At 70.8% G+C, this 20,008-nt stretch carries 15 protein-coding genes and 3 pseudogenes; 12 read left to right on the top strand and 6 right to left on the bottom strand.

Annotated elements, in window-relative coordinates; genetic code table 11:
• Positions 1-51 precede the first annotated feature (51 nt).
• From ETD83_RS44865 to ETD83_RS26845, 4 genes and pseudogenes are all read left to right on the top strand, one after another.
• A pseudogene (locus ETD83_RS44865) lies at positions 52-129 on the top strand (hypothetical protein); the annotation flags it as partial.
• A 35-nt stretch (positions 130-164) separates the two neighbouring features.
• Positions 165-533 (top strand): hypothetical protein, encoded by a 369-nt coding sequence (locus ETD83_RS44860; RefSeq protein WP_230421200.1) that lies wholly within the window; start codon positions 165-167, stop codon positions 531-533.
• A 33-nt stretch (positions 534-566) separates the two neighbouring features.
• Positions 567-992 (top strand): annotated as a pseudogene (locus ETD83_RS44855) (AMP-binding enzyme); the annotation flags it as partial.
• 71 nt (positions 993-1,063) lie between these two features.
• A complete protein-coding gene (locus ETD83_RS26845; protein ID WP_138647992.1) occupies positions 1,064-2,899 on the top strand; it encodes a serine/threonine-protein kinase in 1,836 nt (611 codons plus the stop codon).
• A gap of 9 nt (positions 2,900-2,908) precedes the next feature.
• Here ETD83_RS26845 and rho read toward each other — a convergent pair.
• Positions 2,909-4,051: pseudogene (gene rho, locus ETD83_RS26840) on the bottom strand (transcription termination factor Rho); the annotation flags it as partial.
• A gap of 553 nt (positions 4,052-4,604) precedes the next feature.
• On the opposite strand from rho, the gene ETD83_RS26835 reads away from it, so the two are divergent.
• Entirely contained in the window at positions 4,605-5,402 is a 798-nt protein-coding gene (locus ETD83_RS26835) for an enoyl-CoA hydratase/isomerase family protein (RefSeq protein ID WP_138647990.1), read from the top strand.
• Here ETD83_RS26835 and ETD83_RS26830 read toward each other — a convergent pair.
• The 3 genes from ETD83_RS26830 to ETD83_RS26820 are packed head-to-tail and all read right to left on the bottom strand — an operon-like array spanning position 5,377 to position 8,280.
• The gene (locus ETD83_RS26830) at positions 5,377-6,318 is read right to left on the bottom strand and encodes a hypothetical protein (RefSeq protein WP_138647989.1); all 942 of its coding nucleotides are present in this window, start codon (positions 6,316-6,318) and stop codon (positions 5,377-5,379) included. The genes ETD83_RS26835 and ETD83_RS26830 overlap by 26 nt on opposite strands.
• Before the next feature lie 40 nt (positions 6,319-6,358).
• Positions 6,359-7,003, bottom strand: a complete 645-nt coding sequence (locus ETD83_RS26825) for a LuxR C-terminal-related transcriptional regulator (protein ID WP_138647988.1) — start codon at positions 7,001-7,003, stop codon at positions 6,359-6,361.
• Positions 6,967-8,280 (bottom strand): sensor histidine kinase, encoded by a 1,314-nt coding sequence (locus tag ETD83_RS26820; RefSeq protein ID WP_230421198.1) that lies wholly within the window; start codon positions 8,278-8,280, stop codon positions 6,967-6,969. Before ETD83_RS26820 ends, ETD83_RS26825 begins: the two co-directional genes overlap by 37 nt.
• A gap of 239 nt (positions 8,281-8,519) precedes the next feature.
• On the opposite strand from ETD83_RS26820, the gene ETD83_RS26815 reads away from it, so the two are divergent.
• From ETD83_RS26815 to ETD83_RS26800, 4 genes are all read left to right on the top strand, one after another.
• Positions 8,520-10,730: an MMPL family transporter gene (locus ETD83_RS26815; RefSeq protein ID WP_138647987.1), complete on the top strand. Its 2,211-nt coding sequence runs from the start codon at positions 8,520-8,522 to the stop codon at positions 10,728-10,730.
• 367 nt (positions 10,731-11,097) lie between these two features.
• A complete protein-coding gene (locus ETD83_RS26810) occupies positions 11,098-11,520 on the top strand; it encodes an effector-associated constant component EACC1 (RefSeq protein WP_138647986.1) in 423 nt (140 codons plus the stop codon).
• Between the two features lie 106 nt (positions 11,521-11,626).
• On the top strand, positions 11,627-13,804 hold the full coding sequence (locus ETD83_RS26805; protein ID WP_171064449.1) for a caspase family protein: 2,178 nt from the start codon (positions 11,627-11,629) through the stop codon (positions 13,802-13,804).
• Positions 13,801-14,532 carry a hypothetical protein gene (locus ETD83_RS26800; RefSeq protein ID WP_138647984.1) on the top strand — a complete coding sequence of 244 codons (732 nt, stop codon included), beginning with the start codon at positions 13,801-13,803 and terminating at the stop codon, positions 14,530-14,532. Before ETD83_RS26805 ends, ETD83_RS26800 begins: the two co-directional genes overlap by 4 nt.
• A gap of 11 nt (positions 14,533-14,543) precedes the next feature.
• On the opposite strand, the gene ETD83_RS26795 is transcribed toward ETD83_RS26800, so the two are convergent.
• The gene (locus tag ETD83_RS26795; protein ID WP_230421197.1) at positions 14,544-15,398 is read right to left on the bottom strand and encodes a polysaccharide deacetylase family protein; all 855 of its coding nucleotides are present in this window, start codon (positions 15,396-15,398) and stop codon (positions 14,544-14,546) included.
• Positions 15,399-15,468: 70 nt separating this feature from the next.
• Between ETD83_RS26795 and ETD83_RS26790 the strand changes: the two genes are divergently transcribed.
• Complete coding sequence (locus ETD83_RS26790) at positions 15,469-16,209, top strand: ABC transporter permease (RefSeq protein ID WP_138647983.1); 741 nt, start codon at positions 15,469-15,471, stop codon at positions 16,207-16,209.
• A 65-nt stretch (positions 16,210-16,274) separates the two neighbouring features.
• Here the strand turns inward: ETD83_RS26790 and ETD83_RS26785 are convergent, their stop codons facing one another.
• Positions 16,275-17,021, bottom strand: a complete 747-nt coding sequence (locus ETD83_RS26785; RefSeq protein WP_138647982.1) for an IclR family transcriptional regulator — start codon at positions 17,019-17,021, stop codon at positions 16,275-16,277.
• 100 nt (positions 17,022-17,121) lie between these two features.
• Between ETD83_RS26785 and ETD83_RS26780 the strand changes: the two genes are divergently transcribed.
• Together ETD83_RS26780 and ETD83_RS26775 are read left to right on the top strand one after the other, a co-directional pair.
• A complete protein-coding gene (locus ETD83_RS26780) occupies positions 17,122-18,393 on the top strand; it encodes an amino acid deaminase (protein ID WP_205717902.1) in 1,272 nt (423 codons plus the stop codon).
• Positions 18,393-19,982, top strand: a complete 1,590-nt coding sequence (locus ETD83_RS26775; protein WP_138647981.1) for an N-acyl-D-amino-acid deacylase family protein — start codon at positions 18,393-18,395, stop codon at positions 19,980-19,982. Before ETD83_RS26780 ends, ETD83_RS26775 begins: the two co-directional genes overlap by 1 nt.
• Positions 19,983-20,008 lie beyond the last annotated feature (26 nt).

Raw genomic sequence — 20,008 nt, 5'->3', positions numbered from 1 at the left:
GGGGAGCATGTCGCGATCCTCGCCCACAACCGGGCCGAGTGGATCGAGGCGATGTTCGGCGTGTTCAAGATCCGCGCGGTGCCGATCCCGGTGAACTACCGGTACGTGGCGGCGGAGCTGCGGCACGTGCTGGCCGATTCCGACGCGGTCGCGCTGATCGGCGAGTGTTCGCTCTTGGCGAAGACCGGGTCGAATGGCGCTGCGAGGACATCTTCTTCGGCGCGCTCGGCGGCGGGAACGTCTTCGGCGACCCGATCGGCAGCCCGGAGGAGCTCGCCGCCAACGCCGGCCGGCCCGCGACGGCCGTGCTCGACTGCGCGCCCGTCATGCACGGAGCCGGGCAATGGGTCGCGTTCATGGGTTTGTTCGGCGGAGCGAAAGTCGTCCTTTACACGGACCGCGCATTCGACGCCGACAAGGCGCTCAGGCTGGTCGCCGAAGAACGGGCGAATGTGCTGATGGTCGTGGGTGACGTGATGGCGCGTCCGGTGCGGACGCCCTGGCAACCGGTGAATATGACGTGTCCTCGCTGATCGGTATCGCGTCCGGTGGCGCGCCGCTGACGCAACGACCCGGAGAAGACCGCGTCGACGTTCTTCGCCGCGGCGGACGGGACCCGCTGGTCGATCCCCGGCGACTACGCCACCCGGCGGGAGGACGGCACGATCGTGCTGCTCGGACGGGGCTCCCTGGTGATCAACACGGGCGGGGAGAAGGTGTACCCCGAGGAGGTCGAGGTCGCGCTGAAGGACCACCCGGACGTGCACGACGCGGTCGTGGTGGGCCTGCCGGACGAGCGGTTCGGGCAGCGCGTCGCCGCCGTCGTCGCGCCCCGGCCGGGCGCGACGATCACGCTGGAGGACCTGACCGGGCACTGCCGCGGGCGGCTCGCCGGCTACAAGCTGCCGCGCCAGATCAAGGTGGTGGACGAGGTGCGGCGTACGGCCGTCGGCAAATCCGACTACACGTGGGCACGGAGCGTCCTCGCTTAAGCACGTTTTTCCCGGAGCGCGGCCTTATATCACATTCGACCGCTTTCTCTCCCAGTGTCACCGGTCAAGAAATGATGGATGCGGAGGGAGCGTGCCTTGAGCGCTTCCGGGCGATTAACTTCCGCATGAATGGGGATCGGTTGATACCGCTTGCGCGGCGGTATCGCCTGCTCTCTGTGGTCGGCAGGGGCGGCATGGGGACCGTCTGGCGCGCCTACGACGAAGTGCTGGACCGGGACGTCGCCGTCAAGGAGGTCCATCTCCCCGGGCGCATCACCAAAAGCGAGCGCAAGGTGATGTGCCGGCGCCTACTGGCGGAGGCACGCGCCACCGCCGCGCTGAAGCATCCCGGCGTGGTCGCCGTCCACGACCTCCTCATCGAGGGCGGGCGGCCGTGGATCGTCATGGAGTTCCTGGAGTCGTGCTCGCTGAACCGGCTCGTCACCGAGGACGGGCCGCTGGGCGTGCGCCGGACGGCCGAGATCGGCGCGGCCGTCCTGTCGGTGCTGCGCGCGTCGCACGCCGCGGGAATCCTGCACCGCGACGTCAAGCCCAGCAACGTCCTGCTCTGCGATGACGGGCGGGTCCTGCTCACCGACTTCGGGCTGGCCGTCCACATGGACAACGGGCAGGAGTCCGCCGACACGATGCCCGCGGGCATCGAGGGCTCTCCCGCCTACCTCCCGCCGGAACGGGTGAACAGGCAGCAGAGCGCGGAGGCGTCCGACCTGTGGTCGCTCGGCGCGACGCTTTACACGGCCGTCGAGGGATTCTCGCCGTTCCTGCGGTGCCACGCGCTGGCGTCCATGGTGGCGGTGCTGCTGGGCGACTATCCGCGTCCGGTGCGGGCCGGGCCGCTGACGCCGGTCATCGAAGGGTTGCTGCGTCAGCGGCCGGAGGACCGCCTGACGGCCGAGGCCACCGCCGAACTTCTCCAGGGCGTGATGGGGAACGTTCCAGCACCCGGCGCCACACGGGCGAAGCTGACCCCCCTCCCGCAGGAGGTCCGCGGGTTCTCGGCGCGGCGGCTCACGCTCCGGCGCCGCGTGCCGTGGGCCTATCGCGGCTCGTGGGTGTCGCTGGACGCGGCCCGCTCGCGCGTCTTCCGCGGGCCCCGCGTCCCGTGGACGCTCCGCAGCGCCACGCCCCCGGGAGACCGGCGGGACGCCACGTCGCAGCCCTGCGGTTCGCGGCGGCGCCGCTGGGCCCCGGGCTGGCGGCGGCACCGCGGCTGGTGGCCGCAGCGCGGCCTACGGATTCCCCGGCGATCCTGGAGGCCGCGCGTCCCGGCGCTACTGGCCGGACGCGCTGTCCGGCCAGGTGCGATGGCGGGCGTGGTGGTGCTCGCCGCTGTCGCGGCCGGAGCGGGCACGTGGGCGGCCCGCTGGACGTCGATCGGCAAGAGCGACGCGGTCGCGCTGCGTCCGGCCTCGGACGTGAAGGCCAAGACGGCGAAGTACCGGGAGGCGGGGGCCTATTCGGTGCGCGTGCCCGCGGGATGGCAGGCGGAGCGGCGCGGGCCCGTCATGCACTGGAAGGACGTCCACACGGGACGGGGGCTGCGCATCTCCCCGGCGTCGGGGGACCCTCTGGACGGTCTGCGCGCCGAGGAGCGGGCGGCCGTGGCGGAGAACCGCTACCCCGGATACCACCGGTTGCGACTCGAACCGGTGCCTGAGGTCATCGCCGGTGCGGCGGAATGGGAGTTCACCTGGCGGAGTGCCGCGCGGAGCGGTGCGGTCCGCGAACCCGGCCGGGACTCCATCCGGGAGCACAGGACCAGGCATGTGCTGTGCAGCCGGGCGGCGGGGTATGAGTTCTGCTTCTACGCGCCCGATCGGCAGTGGACGCCCGGTCAGCGCCTCTACGACAAGATCCTCCGTTCGTTCCGCCCGGAGAAACCGTGATGCCGGAGGTCAGAGCGTCTGCTGGAGGCGGAGGAGGAACTCCGCGTTCGACGAGGTGCCCTTCATCTTCTCCAGGAGGTGCTCGACGGCCTGCTGCTTCTCCAGCCCCTGGAGGGCGCGGCGCAGACGCCAGGAGAGCGCGAGTTCCTCCGGCGACATGAGCAGCTCGTCGCGGCGCGTCCCGGACGCGTCGATGTCGACGGCGGGGAAGACGCGGCGGTCGGCGAGGCCCCGGTCGAGCTTGAGCTCCATGTTCCCGGTGCCCTTGTACTCCTCGAAGAAGACGTCGTCCATGCGGGACCCCGTCTCCACCAGCGCGGTGGCGAGGATGGTGAGGGAGCCGCCGTTCTCGATGTTGCGCGCGGCTCCGAAGAACTTCTTCGGCGGGTAGATCGCGGTCGTCGCGACGCCGCCCGCCAGGATGCGGCTGCTGGAGGGCGCCGCGAGGTTGTACGCGCGGCCGAGCCGCGTGATCGAGTCGAGCAGCATGACCACGTCCTGGCCCTGCTCGACGAGGCGCTTGGCCCGCTCGATGGCCAGCTCGGCGAGGGCGGTGTGGTCCTGCGCGGGACGGTCGAACGTCGAGTGGATCACCTCGCCGCGCACCGTCCGCTGCAGGTCGGTGACCTCTTCCGGCCGCTCGTCGATGAGCACCACCATGAGGTGCACCTCGGGGTTGTTCTGCGCGATCGCGTTGGCGACGGCCTGCAGCACCATCGTCTTGCCGACCTTCGGCGGCGACACGATGAGGCCGCGCTGGCCCTTGCCGATCGGCGCGATGAGGTCGATGACGCGGGTGGCGAGCGGGCCGGTGTCGAGGCGCAGCCGCTCGTCCGGGAACAGCGGGGTCAGCTTGCCGAACTCGGGACGGCCCGCCGCGTCCGCGGGCTCCACGCCGTTCACGGTGTCGACGCGGGCGAGCGAGGAGAACTTCTCGCGGCTGGTCTTCGGCGGCCGGGCGGTTCCCGCGACGGCGTCGCCGGGACGCAGGTTGTTGGCGCTGACCTGGGCGAGGGAGACGTGCACGTCGTCCGGCCCGGGGTGGTAGCCGGAGGTGCGGACGAACGCGTGCTTGTCCTGGACGGCGAGGACGCCGTGGAACGGGACGGTCGGCGCCTCTTCGGCGGGACGCCGTCCCTGGCGGCTCTTCCGGCCGCCGCTCTGCGCGGACACGCTGTGCGATGCCCGCGTGGCCCTGCCCTCGGTGGCGGCGGCCCTGCCCTCGGTGGCAGCGCGGCCTGCGGGGGGCCGTTCGGGGGTGAGTGTGGAAGTGGACATGTGGGTCCCTTCTCAGGCCGGTGCGGAACGCTCCGCGCGGCCCGGGGTCGAATCCCGTGTACGGCGGCGGAACCCGCGGCGCGTACGCGAGTGGAACGAGAGATATGCAGCTCGGTTCACCGGGCTGACGTCGGCTCCCTTGTACGGCGGCCCAGCACGTTGCTCTCCACGTGCCGAACCGGAAGTCACCGGGCTCTCAGATGGCCCGGGCGGGGAAGAAACGCCCTCGCCGCGTGTAGCGGAAGTCCGAAGACGCTGCCTCGACAGTACAGCACTCTGGGGCGGTTTCGCATTCCCGAAGGTCATGGACGGCTTTCGGGCGGGTTGTCCCGGAGGGGCGGGCGCCGGTGCGCCCTCCCGGCGGGCCGCGCCTCGGCCTCCGCCTCCGGCTCCGTACGATGAGCCGCGTCCGAGCGGAGGGAGGATCATGGCCGAGTCGCCGGACGGGGGGCTGCGCGCGGAGGTCGCGGGCGGTGTCGGCACGGTCGTGATCGACCGTCCGGCCAAGCGCAACGCGATGTCCGCGGACATGTGGCGGGCGCTTCCCGGCATCCTCGACGGCCTCGCCGCCGACCCCGGCGTGCGGGTCGTGGTGCTGACCGGGGCGGGCGGGAACTTCTGCGCGGGCGCCGACATCGCCGAGCTGGGCGACATCCACCGCGACGACGACTCGCACCTGGCGACGGTCGCGGAGCGGGCGCTCGCCGCGTTCCCGAAGCCGTCGCTCGCGGCGATCGAGGGCTACTGCGTCGGCGGCGGCTGCCAGCTCGCCGCGGCCTGCGACCTGCGGTTCGCGGCGGACGGCGCCCGGTTCGGGATCACCCCGGCGAAGCTCGGCATCGTCTACCCGGCCGCGGCGACGGCCCGGCTCGTCGGGCTGGTGGGGCCGTCCGCCGCGAAGTACCTGCTCTACTCGGCGGACCTGATCGGCGCCGAGCACGCGCTCCGCATCGGCCTGCTGGACGAGGTCGTCCCCGCGGGCGCCGGGCTGCAAGGGCTGCACGAGCGGGTCGCGGAGTTCGCGGCGACGCTCGCGTCCCGTTCCCTGCTCACCCAGCGGGCGACGAAGGACATCGTGGACGCCGTCGTTGCATCCGGTCAGGTCGCGGAGAAGGCGAAGCGGTGGCTGGACGAGATGGCCGCGAGCGGCGAGGTCGAGGAGGGCGTCGCCGCGTTCCTCGAACGCCGCGCGCCCGGCTTCACCTGGACGGCCCCGGCCCGCTGAGAGGCTTCTGCCCGCTGAGGACGGCGTACCGCGTCTCGGGGAGCAGGCGCAGGCGGCGCGCGGCGGCGGACGGGTCGCGCGGCAGCCCGGCGGTCTCGGGACGGAGCAGCTCGGCGAGCGGCAGCACCCCGCACACCAGCGACTCGGGCGTCCGGACGACGAGCAGCGGCCCGATCTGCGCGGCGCCCCGGTCGGTGGAGCCGAGGGCGTCCAGCAGCTCCTGGATCCCGGCCGCATCCCCGGGGGCCGTGCGCAGGGAGCGCACGAGGTCGATGAAGTCGCGTTCGAGGCCGCGCGGGCTGCGGCCCGACAGGTAGTAGCGGCCCATGGCGTTCATCTCGACCCGCAGCCCGTGGAGTTCGGTGAACCGCTCGTACGGCTCGATCAGCGGCATCCGCCGCGGCGGCGGCTCGGCGTGCAGCGCGCCGCCGACCATGTCCACCGGCTCGGCGCCGAGGGACGCCGCGACGGCCTGGTCGAGCCGCGCGGCCAGGTTCGCGCGGAGCACGGCGGCCTGGCCCTCCAGCTCGGTGATCTCGGCCGCCAGGTCGTCGAACTTGGCCGCCAGCCCGCTGATCGTTTCGTCCTGGTGGGCCAGCGCCTCGCGCTGGCGGTTCAGCTTGTCGTTGACCTCCGGCACCATGCGGTCGTTGATCTGCGCGATCAGCGACCGGATCCGCGCGTCGGCCGCACCGAGGGCCTCCCGGTCGCGGTCCTGCTCGCGGGTCAGCCGGTCGAGCTGCTCCCGCTGGGACGCGCGGAGGCTCTCCAGTTCGTCCCGCGTCCCCTTCAGCGCGCGGAGCTGGGTGCGGAGATCGGCGATCTCGGGGGCGCCCGGGATCCTCCTGCGGTCGAACGCCAGATACATTTCCCGGCCGGCGATCGCCAGGCAAAGCAGGACCAGAACCACAGTCATCGCGCCCTCCTGAGGGCTATCCCGCCGAGCAAGATAGCCGTCAGCGGTTCAGATAGGCCAGGACGGCCAGGACGCGGCGGTTGTCGTCGCCGGTGACGGGCAGGTCGAGCTTGGTGAAGATGTTCGCGGTGTGCTTCGTCACGGCCCGCTCGGTCACGACGAGCCGTTCCGCGATGGCGGCGTTGGACCGTCCCTGCGCCATCAGCTCCAGGACCTCGGTCTCGCGCGGCGTGAGCCGGCTGATCGGCGTGTTCCGGGTGTTGCTGGCGACGAGGCGGGAGATGACCTCGGGGTCCATCGCGGTGCCGCCCGCGGCGACCCGGCGGACCGCGTCCACGAACTGCGCGGCGTCGAACACCCGGTCCTTCAGCAGGTAGCCGATGCCGCCGGTGCCGTCCGCGAGCAGCTCCCGCGCGTACAGCTGCTCGACGTACTGCGACAGCACGAGCACGGGCATGCCGGGGACCTGCCGGCGCGCCTCCAGCGCGGCCTGCAGCCCCTCGTCGGTGAACGACGGCGGCAGGCGCACGTCGACCACCGCCACGTCCGGGCGGTGGTCGAGGAGCGCCTTCAGCAGCGAGGGGCCGTTGTCGACCGCGGCCGCGATCTCGAAGTCGTGCGTTTCGAGAAGGCTGACCAGCCCCTCTCTCAGGAGGGCGAGGTCTTCGGCGATGACAACGCGCACGGCAGCTCCATGGTGACGATCGTCGGGCCGCCCACCGGGGAGTTGAGGGCGAGGATCCCGTCGAATGTACCGATCCGCCGTTCGATACCGCGCAGTCCGGTGCCGCCGTCCAGCGTGGCGCCGCCGTGGCCGTCGTCGGTGACGGTGATCCGCAGCATGCCGTCCTCGTACCGCAGGTCGACCCAGACGCGGGCCGCGCCGGAGTGCTTGGCCGCGTTCGTGAGGATCTCCGACACCGCGAAGTAGGCGGCCGACTCGACCGGCGGCTCGGGCCGCGAGGGCAGGTCGGAGGCGACCTCGACGCGCAGCGGGTGGTCGAGCGCGAGGGCCTTGACCGCGTCGCCGATACCGCGGTCGGCGAGCACCGGCGGGTGGATGCCGCGGACGAGGTCGCGCAGCTCGTGCAGCGCCTTCGCGGACGACTGGCGCGCCTCCGCCAGCAGGATCCGGGCCTTCTCCGGGTCCCTGTCGAGGAGGTGCTCGATCGCGCCGAGGCTCATGCCCATCGCGACGAGCCGGGCCTGCGCGCCGTCGTGCAGGTCGCGCTCGATGCGGCGCAGCTCGGCGGCGGACGCGTCCACGGCCTCCGACCGGGTCTCGGTCAGGTGCCGGACGCGCAGCGCCAGCTCCGACTTCTTCGTCGGGCCCAGGATGAACCGGCCCCAGCGGCCGTACACGTTCAGCATCTTCGGGCCGATGAGGAGCCCGGCGGCGATGCAGGCGGTGGCGACGACGAGCGTGGAGACGATCCGCGACACGTCCTTGTCGTAGCCCTCGGTGATGTGGATGTAGGCGTACCAGTCGCTGCCGCCGTAGTGGCCGATCCACCTGCCGGTGAACGCCGCGACCACGTAGCCCCACAGCCCGTACAGGACGAGCAGGCCCGGCAGCGCCGCCGTGAACAGCACGAGGACCGGGTCGAGGACCACCCACAGGTAGTCACGCCACGTGGCCGGGTCGGTGATCAGCCTGACGAAGCGCTTGAGCATGCCCTGGAAGCCGGGCTCGACCTCGGGCTGCGGCAGGTAGGGGCGCTCGATCCGGGTGTCCGTCCATTTGTTGATCCTGGAGCGGTAGGCGTCGAGCTGGGTGCGCAGCAGCATCACCGCGGACGGGAACAGCAGCACCCCGAGGAAGCTGGAGATCATCGAGACGACCGTGATGAACCACGCGCCGGTGAGCATCGCGGGGATGCCCAGCAACCCGAACGCCAGGCCGCGCCAGGGCGCCCTGACATGCTGCTGCAGCCGCGTTTCACGCGGGCGCGTCTCTGTCACTCGCGTCTCTTTCGCCAATCCACTGGTCACGGGGTCCTCCGGGGTCGCTGCCTTATGACGTTCAGTCTTCTGGCCTGCGCCCTTCCGCACAGTGTGCCCGCAACCCGAGGGTGGGGTGTACCTGGCTACACCTGTACCTAGCTACACCGTCGGACGGCGTCTAGGGCCATGTCGCGCCGTTCCCGCGCTTCCTAGCGTTCATGGGTGTCATCCCTAACCGACGACCTCCGGGGAACCCCATGAAACGGAATTTCGCCGCCACGCTCGGCGGCTGGAGCGCGCGGCACCGATTGACGGCCATTCTCGGGTGGCTCCTGTTCGTCGTCCTGGCCACGGTGCTCGGCGGGGCCACCGGCCAGGTCACGATGGAGGGCTACGAGCAGGGCACCGGGCAGTCGGCCCGGGCCGAGCAGATCCTCACCGAGGCGGGGGTCGAGGACCCTGACCAGGAGACGGTCCTCATCTCCGGGCGGTCATCGGGTGGGCCGGTGGCGGGGTCGCCGGAGATGACCCGGGCGGCGGCGGCCGTCCGGGCGAACGTCCAGGCCACCGGGAAGATCACCGGAATACGCCCGGACGCGGTGTCCAAGGACGGGCGGCACGTGATCGTGCAGTTCACCGTCCCGGAGGCGGCGGACGGCGCGCCCGACCCGCTGCCCGCGATCCAGGACGCGGTGGCGAAGGCGGAGCGCGACAACCCGTCGGTCGAGATGGGGCAGTTCGGCGGCGCCACCGCCGACGCCTGGTTCGACGAGGCCCTCGGCAGCGACTTCCGGCGCGCCGAGATCACGGCGCTGCCGCTCGCCCTCGGAATCCTGCTCGTCGCGTTCGGCGCGCTGGTCGCGGCGCTGCTGCCCGTGGCGCTGGCGTTCACCGCGTTCCTCGCCGCCGGCGGGCTCCTCGCCGTCACGAGCCACGCCCTGCACATCGACGAGACGACGAACTCGGTGATGCTGCTGATGGGCTTGGCGGTCGGGGTCGACTACTGCCTGTTCTACCTGCAGCGGGAACGGGAGGAGCGTCGCAAGGGCCGGGACAGGGGCACGGCCCTCGCGATCGCCGCCGCCACGTCCGGACGGTCGGTCCTCGTCTCCGGGCTGACCGTCATGGTCGCGATGTCCGGGATGTTCCTGTCCGGCCTGCTGCTGTTCAAGGGCTTCGCCGTCGCGACGATCCTCGTCGTGCTCATCGCGATGCTCGGGTCGGTGACCGTCCTGCCCGCGCTGCTGTCCCTGCTCGGCGACAAGGTCGAGTTCGCCCGCATCCCGCTCCGGCGCCGGCGCTCCGCGCGGGACCGTGCCGGGGTGGTGGGGACGCTGCTGAAGCCCGTCCTGGCCCGTCCGGGGATCGCGGCGGTGCTCGCCGCCGGGCTGCTGCTCGCGCTGGCCGCGCCCGCGCTCGGCATGAAGACCGAGCGGCTGCGCATCGACCAGCAGATCCCGCCGGGCGAGGAGATCGCGCAGACCTACACCCGGCTGAACGAGGCGTTCCCCGGCAACCCGGAGCCCGCGGTCGTCGTGGTCAAGGCCCGCGACATCAACGCACCCGAGGTCACCGCCGCGATCGACGACCTGAAGCGGCGGGCGGTCGCGTCGAAGGAGATGAACGAGCCCATCGAGGTCACCGTCCACGGCGAGGAGAACATCGCGGAGATCGAGGTCCCGCTGGCGGGCACGGGCTCCGGCGCGACGTCGGCGCACGCGCTGGAGACGCTCCGCGACCGGATCGTCCCGCAGACGGTCGGGAAGGTCGGCGAGGCCCCGGTCACCGGCCAGCTCGCCTGGTCGACCGACTACAACGCACAGCTCAGGACGAGCATCGTCCCCGTCTTCCTCTTCGTCATGGGGATCACGTTCCTGCTGATGCTGGTCTTCTTCCGCTCACCGCTGATCGCGGCCAGCGCCATCGTCCTCAACCTGCTGTCGGTCGGCGCGGCGTACGGCGTCATGGTCGCGGTGTTCCAGTACGGCTGGGGCGACTCCCTGGTCGGGACGACCGGCGCCGGGGCCCTGGAGTCGTGGATCCCGCTGTTCGTCTTCGTCGTCCTGTTCGGCCTGTCCATGGACTACCACGTGTTCGTCGTCTCCCGGATCCGCGAGGCCCACGACCGGGGGCTGGACACCGCGCGCGCCGTCCGGGAGGGCATCCGCGCCACGGCGGGCCCCGTGACCAGCGCCGCCGTCATCATGATCGCCACGTTCGGCATCTTCGGGACGCTCACCATGCAGGACTTCAAGCAGCTGGGCGTCGGCCTGTCCGTGGCGGTCCTGATCGACGCGACGATCGTCCGCGTGGTGCTCCTCCCGGCCGTCATGACGCTGCTGGGCCGGGCGAACTGGTACCTGCCCCGCTGGCTGGGCTGGCTGCCCCACGTCTCCCACGCCGAGCACGCCGTCCCCGACCCGATCGAGCCGCCACCGGCCGCCCAGCCCTTGATCCCACAGACCTGATGATGTGAGCAGGCCCCGGCCCTTCGGCCGGGGCCTGCTCAGGTGTGCCGCAAGAGCACCGGCCGGGCTTGGCGCCGCCTGTGCAGGCGGATGCGAATAATGGGCGGAGCCTACCGCGCGAGCCCGCAACCTTTTCCCTTTTGTCGTGAATTATATTGACTTGCCGCTTTGACTGGCATGACTGACGGAACCTCGCTCCCTGCGGAAACTCCGTGATCCATTTCCACAATGGGAGTGTTCGTGCAATTACCTGCGTGGCCCTGACGGCCGGTGCTACCGTCGGCTTCCAGCCGGTCCTGAGAGACGGGCCGGTGGAATCGCGCCCGCCCTATGGAGCGTCCAGGGCATCGACAAGGTGTGCCCCTGGATGCAGCGGGATGCATTTCTGGGGGAAGCATTGATCATCAATGAGAACGGCCCCGTGGCCGGCAACGGGGAACTGAGCACCTTTACCCTCGTGTCGGCGGACGGCGCTTCGGAACTCTCGGTCCAGATGGCGAGCTCGCTGTCCGATGATTTTCGGGATCACCTGGTGGCGCGGGGGTTCCGCGTTCCCGAAGGCTCCGCCCGGGCGGTCACGGAGATCGTCACCGCCACGGCCGGCAACCCCGCCGCGTGGACGGCGGTCGGCGGCATGGTCGTGGCCTTCCTCCGCCGGCATCGTGGAAAGGTGCACCGGTTCAAGGTCGAGGGCAGGTCGTACTCGGTCGAGGGCTACTCCGCGAAGCAGGCGGAGCGACTCGCCAAAGCCATGATCGAGATGAGCCGGGACCGCGAGGACCGCGGGTAACGCCGACGTCGCGCGCACAACGCCTTCCGGACTTTCCGCCTTCCGGACTCACCTCCTGCCTTCCCGCCTTCCCACCTCCCCTGACTTCATGCCTTTTGGAGGACACGTGCCACAGGCCCTGGTAATCGGCATCGATCGATACTCCGCTCCGCGGATACCCAACCTGAACTGCGCGGTCAACGACGCCGAAGAAGTGTCGGCGCGGCTGGAGGCCGCCGGTTTCGACGTCGTGACGCTGACCAACGACGGCGCGACCGGCGAAGAGATCGAAAGCGAACTCGAGGTCGGCCTGAACGAGCGGATCACCGACGAGGACGACCCCGTCCTCATCTACTGGTCCGGCCACGGGATGACCGACCTGCGGGAGAAGGACGATCGCGACAGGGGATATTCGACCTTCCTGCTTCCCTGCGACACCGATCTCGACAAGCCGCTGGGCACCGCGTTGGCCGTCCAGCACATGTGGGCGCTGCTCAACAAGGTGAAGACCCGCAGGCTCCTCGTCCTGCTCGACACCTGCTTCAGCGGTGCCTTCGTGGGAGGCGACAGCCGCGGTTTCTCGCTGGGTGCCAAGGGCGGCGCCGTGGCCGATTCGGATGACTTCCTCCAGATGGAGGGGCACGGCCGGATCGTGGTCTCGGCGTGCGGTCCGAACGAGGTGGCCAGGGAGGATCCGAAACACGGCCACGGGTACTTCACCAAGGCGCTCCTGGCGGCATTCGAGCGGGGCGCCGACACCGGTGATCGAAAGGTCAAGGCGATCCCGATGATGGCGGACGTCCGGGACGCCGTGCAGCGCGACACCAAGAACGCCCAAACGCCCTCGCTGCATGTTTCGGCGCAGGGCCGGGACTGGTCCGTTCCGCTGCCGCCTCCCGCGACCTACCGGCCGCCCATGCCGAGCTGGGCCTTCGCCGGTACCGCCGGCGGCGTGGGGAAGACGACGCTCGCCATGGTGACGGCCGAGCTGCTGGCCGAGTCGGGCAACACCGTGCTCTACCTTGACGCCGATATCGCGCATTACGGCGGAACCAGTGAATGGTGTCGGCGGGCCAGTATCGACATCGGACACATCCGTACTTTCGCCGATCACGTGGCGACGTTCTCCCGCGCCAAGGTCCGCATGCCGTCCCGGCACCTCAGTGACAAGCTCCTGGACGTCACGCCGGAATACCTGCGCCGCTACGACTGCGGAAAGATACTCCTGCTTCCCGCGGCCCGGGCGAGTGACAAGCTGTTCGTTTTCGTACTGCTGGCCGAGATCAAGAATCGCCGGGCCAACCTCACCTGCCAGCAGATCCTCAACGGCGCCTTCGACCGGGGCAGCCGCGAGGGCGCGACCTGCATCGTGATCGACTGCGGCGCGACCTTTGATCCGCTCGCGGTCAACTCCTTCGCATCCGCTCATCACCCCTTCATCGTCGCCACATCCGTTGCCGGCGCCAAGGACAAGCGGGACACCGTCCTGAGCAACTGCGCCCAATTGATCGAGGACTTCGACCGGACGCGCGTGGAGACGGTCGTCAACAGGGTGCCGAGCCTCGATGCCCTCACGCAGAACTGGGGACGGCCGGGGTTCGGCCGTCCGGGCATGAGTTTCCACTACCTGCCCTTCGACCGTAAGCTCTTCCAGGACTGGGAGGAAGGACGCCCGAACTTCGAACTCGGCTATGACCAGTTGACGCACCAATGGCACCAGATCCTGGTGGCGTCCGATCGCAATGTGTGCGGTGGCCTGCATCGGGACTGCCTTCCCACCGAATGGGACCGGTTCAGCAAATGGGCCTTGTGGCTCATGAACGCCCCTGAGTGGGCGGAGGCGGAGAAAGGTCGGCTGACTCGGGTTCTACGCCGGACCACGCTGCTCGCAGGTGTCTATTGCGCGCTCTCGCTGACCGGCCTCACCAATGTGCTTCTGCGACAGTTCGCCGGGAGCGACGATGAGGCGGTCCCGGGAGGCGGCGCCGCACCCGTGGACGACCCGTCGTTCATGCCGCTGTGGAGTGCCATCGGCATGGCCGTGGTCTTCGGGCTGTTCTTCCTCGGAAACCTCATCAACGGGCTGCTTGTTCGCCGTCGGCGTCGAGTGGTCAACGAAGTGATCAAGCACAGTGTGTCGGTGCAGGAACTGCAGAAGTGGTTCTCCGTGCCGCTGGACGAAGGCCCCTGGTGGAAGATCTGGTCGAGGAGCCGCCGGGCGGCCATCGAATGGCTCCACAAACGCGTCGTCGCGACCCGGCGCGAGCAGTTGCCAGACGGGCGAACGATCGAGGTCTACGGATGAGCTCGCTCGCCTTCACCTGCTCGTACACAACGGCGAAGGACGCCGAAGGGACGTCTCCCTGTGGCCGTCGCGCGACAGGCCGAAAAGGCGACCCAAAATGCCTTGGACACTGGTCGGTCTCCTGGCTGATGGAGGTCATGGGAGGGACGGAGCACGCCCGGAGGACGTACGCCAACTATCTGCTGGTCGCCATTGGTATCTCGGTCGCCCTTGCGGTTCGGGGCACGTTCGATGGAGACACTCCCCCGCTGATGACGGCAGGACTCTATCTCCAGTCTCTCTTTCTCGGCGGTGTGCTGCTGGCTCTTGAACTGGAGCACCCCATTGGTGGAACGAGCTATCTGCTCCTGGGGCCTGCAGTCGGTGCGATCGACATCATCATCGGTATTGACACGCTTCAGCAGAACCCCAGCGCGCGGCCCGGTGAATCGGCGAATGCGCTGGGCGTCCTCGAGGGCTACTTCTACATTGCCGTCGGGTTTGCCATCATTTCGATGTGGTCGCATTTCGGGCTCACCTATGCCGCGTTCGATCGGCTGGCGAACCTCGCCACTCTCGCCTGGTATATGGCCCTCGTGATGCTCGCCGTTTCGGCTGTCGCCACGGTGGTCATTTCGGGCGGATCCGACTGGAGCCTGCTCACCTTCGTGATCGTGATCGCCGGTGTCGCCATCGTGGCCCGTGGAATCACGCACATCAAGAAGCTCGTCAGTAAGATCCGCGTCTAGCCCGGGGAGAGCTAGAGGGCGACGAAGGTCAGGCCGCGTTTCTTCAGTTTCGGGATGGCGCCGCCGAGGGCCTTGATGGTCTGGGAGCGGTCGCCGCCGCCGTCGTGGCAGAGGACGATGTCGCCCTCCTTGCCTTCGAGGAGGGACCTGCGGATCCGTCCGACGCCCGGCCGGGCCCAGTCGCGCGGGTCGATGGCCCAGTCGATGGGCAGCATGTTGTGCTCGGCCGTCAGCTCGAGGACGGTCTTGGACCACGCACCGCCCGGCGAGCGGAAGTACTGCGGGACGACGCCGGTGACGTCCGCGATCCGGTCGTGCGCGTCGACGATCTCCTTGCGGACGCGCTTCGCCGGGAGTCCCGCGATGCTGATCGGGTGCGTCTCGGTGTGGTTGCAGATCTGGTGACCGGCGTCGGCGATACGGCGGGTCAGCTTCGGGTACTCCTTGACCTGCTCGCCGATGATGAAGAACGTCGCGAGGACCTCCTCCTCGGCGAGGAGGTCGAGCATGCGCGGCGTCCAGGTCGGGTTCGGGCCGTCGTCGATGGTGAGGGCGATCGATTTCGGTGGCGGTGCGGGGGAGAGCTGCGACAGCTCGCGGACGGGCGTCTCCAGCGCGGCGACCTTGGCGGGCGTCCACGCGGCGGGTCGCGGTTTCGGGGTGGGCTTCGGCGGCGGTGGCGGGTGGATGACGGGCCGCGCCCGGGGTGTCGCCGCCGCCGGGGCCCGGGGGTCGTTCTGGGGGCGGACGCCGTCCGCCCCCAGTGCGGTGAGGCCGACCGCCGCACCCATCAGCCAGAGCGTTTCGCGGCGGGACGCCAGGCGGGTCGCCAGCTGAGACGCCGCACCGGTCAGATCAACCTCCACATGTCCCACGCTATCGGTCTTTAGACGGGTAGGAGGCCGCTATGGGATCTTCAGCGCAGAGGGGGGACGGGTGAACGCGGCACCCGAAATCGGGCCCGTGCTGGCGCTCGTGCTGGCCGCGCTCGCCGCGTTCACCGCGCTGGCGGTCCGGGCCGGTGGGCTCGGCCTCGGCCGGGACATTCTCGTCGTGGCGGTGCGGGCCGCCGTGCAGCTCGCGGCCGTCTCGCTGCTCATCGCGGCGGTGCTGCGCAGCGCCGGATGGACGGCGGTCTTCATCGCGGGCATGGTCGTGGTCGCGGCGGCCACGGCGGGGCGGCGGATCACCGGCTCCGCGCTCGGGTCCGGATGGTGGACGCTGCTGCCGATCGTCGCCGGGGTCGCGCCCGTCCTCGTCCTGCTGGTGGCCTCGACGGTGGTGCCGTCGCGCCCGGTGGCGGTGCTGCCCATCGCCGGGATCTTCGTCGGCGGCGCGATGTCCGCGACGGGCCTCACCGGACGCCGCGCGCTGGACGAGCTGGCCACGCGCCGCGGCGAGTACGAGGCCGGCCTCGCGCTCGGCCTCCTGCCCCGGGACGCGGCCCTGGAGGTGTGCCGCCCGGCCGCCGCGCTCGGGCTGTTCCCCGTCCTGGACCAGACGCGCACGGTCGGCCTGGTCACCCTGCCGGGCGCGTTCGTCGGCGTGCTGCTCGGCGGCGCCGACCCGGTGGAGGCGGGCGCGATCCAGCTCCTCGTCCTCATCGGCCTGCTGGCCGTCGAGTCGATCGCGGTACTGATCACGCTGGAACTGGTCGCCACCGGACGGATGCGTTAGCTGTGCTGGCCCAGGGGGCGACCCCCTGGAACCCCCGTCACGGTCGGGGGGCCGTCGGGTCGGGGTCAGGGGGGTGTGTGGCCGCAGGCGGTGGAGATGGCGTGGACGGTGTCGAGGAGATCCGGCAGCAGGGCGAGGACCTCGTCGCGGCTCAGGACGACCTCCGGGACCGAGATGGACACGGCGGCGACGACGCGTCCGGTCGCGTCCCGGACGGGTGCGGCCACGCAGCGGATGAACGTCTCGTGCTCGGCGTCGTCCAGCGCGTAGCCCTGGGCGGCGACACGGGACAGCTCGTCCAGGAGGCCGGCCGGGCCGGTGAGGGTGTGCTCGGTGAACCGGGTGTACTCGATCTCCTCGGCGACGCGGCGGCGGCGGGGTTCGGGGAGGTCGGCGAGCAGCACCTTCGCGATGGCGGTGGCGTGCAGCGGCATGCTCAGCCCCACCCGCGAGTACATGCGGATCGAGTGCCGCGAGTCGTATTTGTCCAGGTAGATGACGTTGCCGCCCTCGTACACGCCGAGGTGGACGGTCTGCGCGGTCTCCTCGTTCAGCCGGGCCAGGTGCGGGGCGGCGACGTCCCGGATGCCGCGCTGCTCCAGCGCCGCGCCCGCCAGCGCGAACAGGCGGGAGCCGAGGTGGAAGCGGTGGTCGGAGTCGCGATGGACGAACCGTCCGGACTCCATGGTGCGCAGCAGCCGCAGCACGGTCGTCTTGTGGACGCCGACCTTCGCGGCCAGCTCGTCCAGGGTGCGGGGCCCCTCGCCCAGCTCGCCGAGGATGGCGAGGGCGCGTCCGAGGCTCTGGCTCATCAGGCTCCCTCCGTGGGTAGCCCCGGGTCGTTGACCGGCACCCGCGGGTGATGTTACAACCACAACAGCACAAGACGCAATTATCGTTGCATTATGTGCAATGACGGAGGTCACGATGGTCGCGAGCATCGACGCCGAGGCGGTCGACGCGCTCGGTGAGGAGCGGCTCGACTGGCGTTTCAAAGCGATTCCGGCGTCGCTGCACGGGATGCCGGTGGCGGATGTCCGCGACACCCGTCCACCGCTCGACGATTTCGGCACCCCGCTGCTGACGCTGGACGCCGGGGCGCTTGACCACAACGTCCGGACGATGGCGCGGTATGCGGACGCGGCGGGCGTCGCGCTCGCCCCGCACGGCAAGACGACGATGGCCCCGCAACTGTGGCGGCGGCAGCTCGAAGCGGGCGCCTGGGGCATCACGGTCGCGAACCTGCCGCAGCTCCGCGTCGCCCGCGCGTTCGGCGTCCGGCGGATCATGCTCGCCAACGCGCTCCTCGACCCGGCGGGCCTCGCCTGGCTGGCCGCCGAGCTGGAGGAGCACCCCGAGTTCGAGTTCGTGTCCTGGGTCGACTCGCCGCGCTCGGCCGAGCTGATGGACGAGGCCCTGCGCCTCGCCCGCGCCCAGCGCCGCGTCGACGTGTGCGTCGAGATCGGCGGGCCGCACGGGCGCACCGGCGTCCGGGACGACGGCGACGCCCGCGCGCTCGCGGACACCGTGCGCGCGGCCCCGACGCTCCGCCTCACCGGGCTCGCCGGATACGAGGGCGCGCTCGCGCACGACGCGTCCGACGAGGGGCGCGGCGCCGTCGACGCCTACCTGCGCCGGATGGCGAACCTGTTCGGCGGCCTCGACTACGAGACGGACGAGCCGATCGTCACGGCGGGCGGCAGCTCCTTCTTCGACCAGGTCGCGGACGTTCTCGGCGGCGCGGGCGGGCAGGTGGTGCTGCGGTCGGGGGCGTACATCGTCCACGACGACGGGTTCTACCGGGAGATCTCGCCGTTCTCGCGGGGCGTCGGAGACGCGCGGCTGCGGTCGGCCATGCACGGCTGGGCGCGGGTGGTGTCCCGGCCGGAGCCCGCGCTCGCGCTGCTGGACGCCGGCAAACGCGACCTGCCGTTCGACGAGGGGCTTCCGATGCCCCAGCTCGTCCGGGGGAAGGGGGCGGAGGCGGTCGAGAAGGCGTCCGTCACCGCCGTCAACGACCAGCACGCCTTTCTTGTGGACGCTTCCGTAGAGGTCGGAGACGTGGTGAAGCTGGGCCTGTCGCATCCGTGCACCGCGCTCGACAAATGGACGCTGATCCCCGTCCTGGACGACGCGGGCGCCGACCAACCCGCCGTGATCGACCTCGTCAGGACGTGGTTCTGATGCCGGGCACCGTGATCCGCGGCGCGACCGTCGTGGACGGCACCGGCGCCCCCGGCCGCGTCGCCGACGTCACCATCGCCGAAGGCCGGATCACCGAGATCGGCGACGGCCTCTCCGGGGCCACCGCCATCGACGCGGACGGCCTCGTCCTCGCGCCCGGGTTCATCGACATGCACGCCCACTCCGACCTCGCGCTCCTCATCGAGCCCGACCATCTCGCCAAGGTGAGCCAGGGCGTGACCACCGAGGTCATCGGCCAGGACGGCCTGTCCTACGCGCCCGTCGACGACGCCACCCTCGCCGACACCCGCCGCGCCATCGCCGGGTGGAACACCGACCCGCCCGGCTTCGACTGGTCGTGGCGGACCGTCGGCCAGTACCTCGACCGCCTCGACCAGGGCATCGCGGTCAACGCCTGCTATCTCGTCCCGCAGGGCACGGTGCGGATGCTCGCGATGGGCTGGGAAGACCGTCCGCCGACGCAGGCGGAACTCGACCGGCAACGCGCACTGGTCGCGACCGGCCTGCGCGAGGGCGCGGTCGGGATGTCCAGCGGGCTGACGTACGTGCCCGGGATGTACGCCGACGACGCGGAACTCGCCGAGCTATGCCGCGTCGTTGGGTCCCTCGGCGGCTTCTACGCGCCGCACCACCGCTCGTACGGGGCGGGCGCGCTGGAGGCGTACGCCGAGATGGTCGAGCTGTCGCGCCGCTCCGGCTGCCCGCTGCATCTCGCGCACGCGACGATGAACTTCGGCGTCAACCGAGGCCGCGCGCCCGAGCTGCTGACCCTCCTGGACGACGCGATCGCCGACGGCTGCGACATCACCCTCGACACCTACCCGTACCTGCCGGGCTCCACGACCCTCGCCGCGCTGCTCCCGAGCTGGGCGTCGGCGGGCGGCCCTTCCGCGCTGCTGGCGCGGCTCGACGACCCCGCCGAGCGGGCCCGGATCCGGCACGCGATGGAGGTCGAGGGGTCGGACGGCTGCCACGGCGTCCCCGCCGAATGGGAGACGATCGAGATCTCCGGCTCCCCGGACCCGGCCGTCGTCGGACGGACGGTCGCCCAGCTCGCCGCCGCGTCCGGGCGCCCCGAGTTCGACGTCTACTGCGAACGGCTGATCGCCGACGACCTCGCCACCACGATCCTCCAGCACGTCGGGCACGAGGAGAACGTCCAGGCGATCATGCGGCATCCGTGCCACACGGGCGGCAGCGACGGCCTCCTCGCCGCCGCGAAGCCGCATCCGCGCGCCTGGGGGACGTTCCCGCGCTACCTCGGCCACTACGTCCGCGAGCTAGGCGTCCTGTCCCTCGAAGAGTGCGTCGCGCACCTGACCGGACGTGCCGCCCGGCGGCTCCGCCTCGAAGACCGCGGGCTGGTCAGGCCCGGATACCACGCCGACCTCGTCCTGTTCGACCCCGCGACCGTCCGCGACACCGCCACGTTCGACGACCCGAAGCAGCAGGCCGAAGGAATCACGCACGTGTTCGTCTCCGGGACCGCCGTCATCTCCGGCGGCCGCCACACCGGAGCGCTCCCCGGCCGCTCCCTCCGCCGCACCTCAACCGGAACGACAAGCTGACCCCCATCCCCTGACCGGCCCACGAC

The organism is Actinomadura soli, from assembly GCF_005889715.1.
GTDB lineage: Bacteria > Actinomycetota > Actinomycetes > Streptosporangiales > Streptosporangiaceae > Spirillospora > Spirillospora soli.
Note: the sequence above shows the minus strand (reverse complement) of the source record. Positions and strands in the feature narration are given on the sequence as shown.

Bases quoted from the DNA above. Each gene is read 5' to 3' on its own strand.
- ETD83_RS26845 (WP_138647992.1), top strand. From the start codon at position 1,064: ATGATGGATGCGGAGGGAGCGTGCCTTGAGCGCTTCCGGGCGATTAAC.
- ETD83_RS26835 (WP_138647990.1), top strand. From the start codon at position 4,605: ATGGCCGAGTCGCCGGACGGGGGGCTGCGCGCGGAGGTCGCGGGCGGT.
- ETD83_RS26830 (WP_138647989.1), bottom strand. From the start codon at position 6,318: ATGACTGTGGTTCTGGTCCTGCTTTGCCTGGCGATCGCCGGCCGGGAA.
- ETD83_RS26815 (WP_138647987.1), top strand. From the start codon at position 8,520: ATGAAACGGAATTTCGCCGCCACGCTCGGCGGCTGGAGCGCGCGGCAC.
- ETD83_RS26810 (WP_138647986.1), top strand. From the start codon at position 11,098: ATGCAGCGGGATGCATTTCTGGGGGAAGCATTGATCATCAATGAGAAC.
- ETD83_RS26800 (WP_138647984.1), top strand. From the start codon at position 13,801: ATGAGCTCGCTCGCCTTCACCTGCTCGTACACAACGGCGAAGGACGCC.
- ETD83_RS26785 (WP_138647982.1), bottom strand. From the start codon at position 17,021: ATGAGCCAGAGCCTCGGACGCGCCCTCGCCATCCTCGGCGAGCTGGGC.
- ETD83_RS26780 (WP_205717902.1), top strand. From the start codon at position 17,122: ATGACGGAGGTCACGATGGTCGCGAGCATCGACGCCGAGGCGGTCGAC.
- ETD83_RS26775 (WP_138647981.1), top strand. From the start codon at position 18,393: ATGCCGGGCACCGTGATCCGCGGCGCGACCGTCGTGGACGGCACCGGC.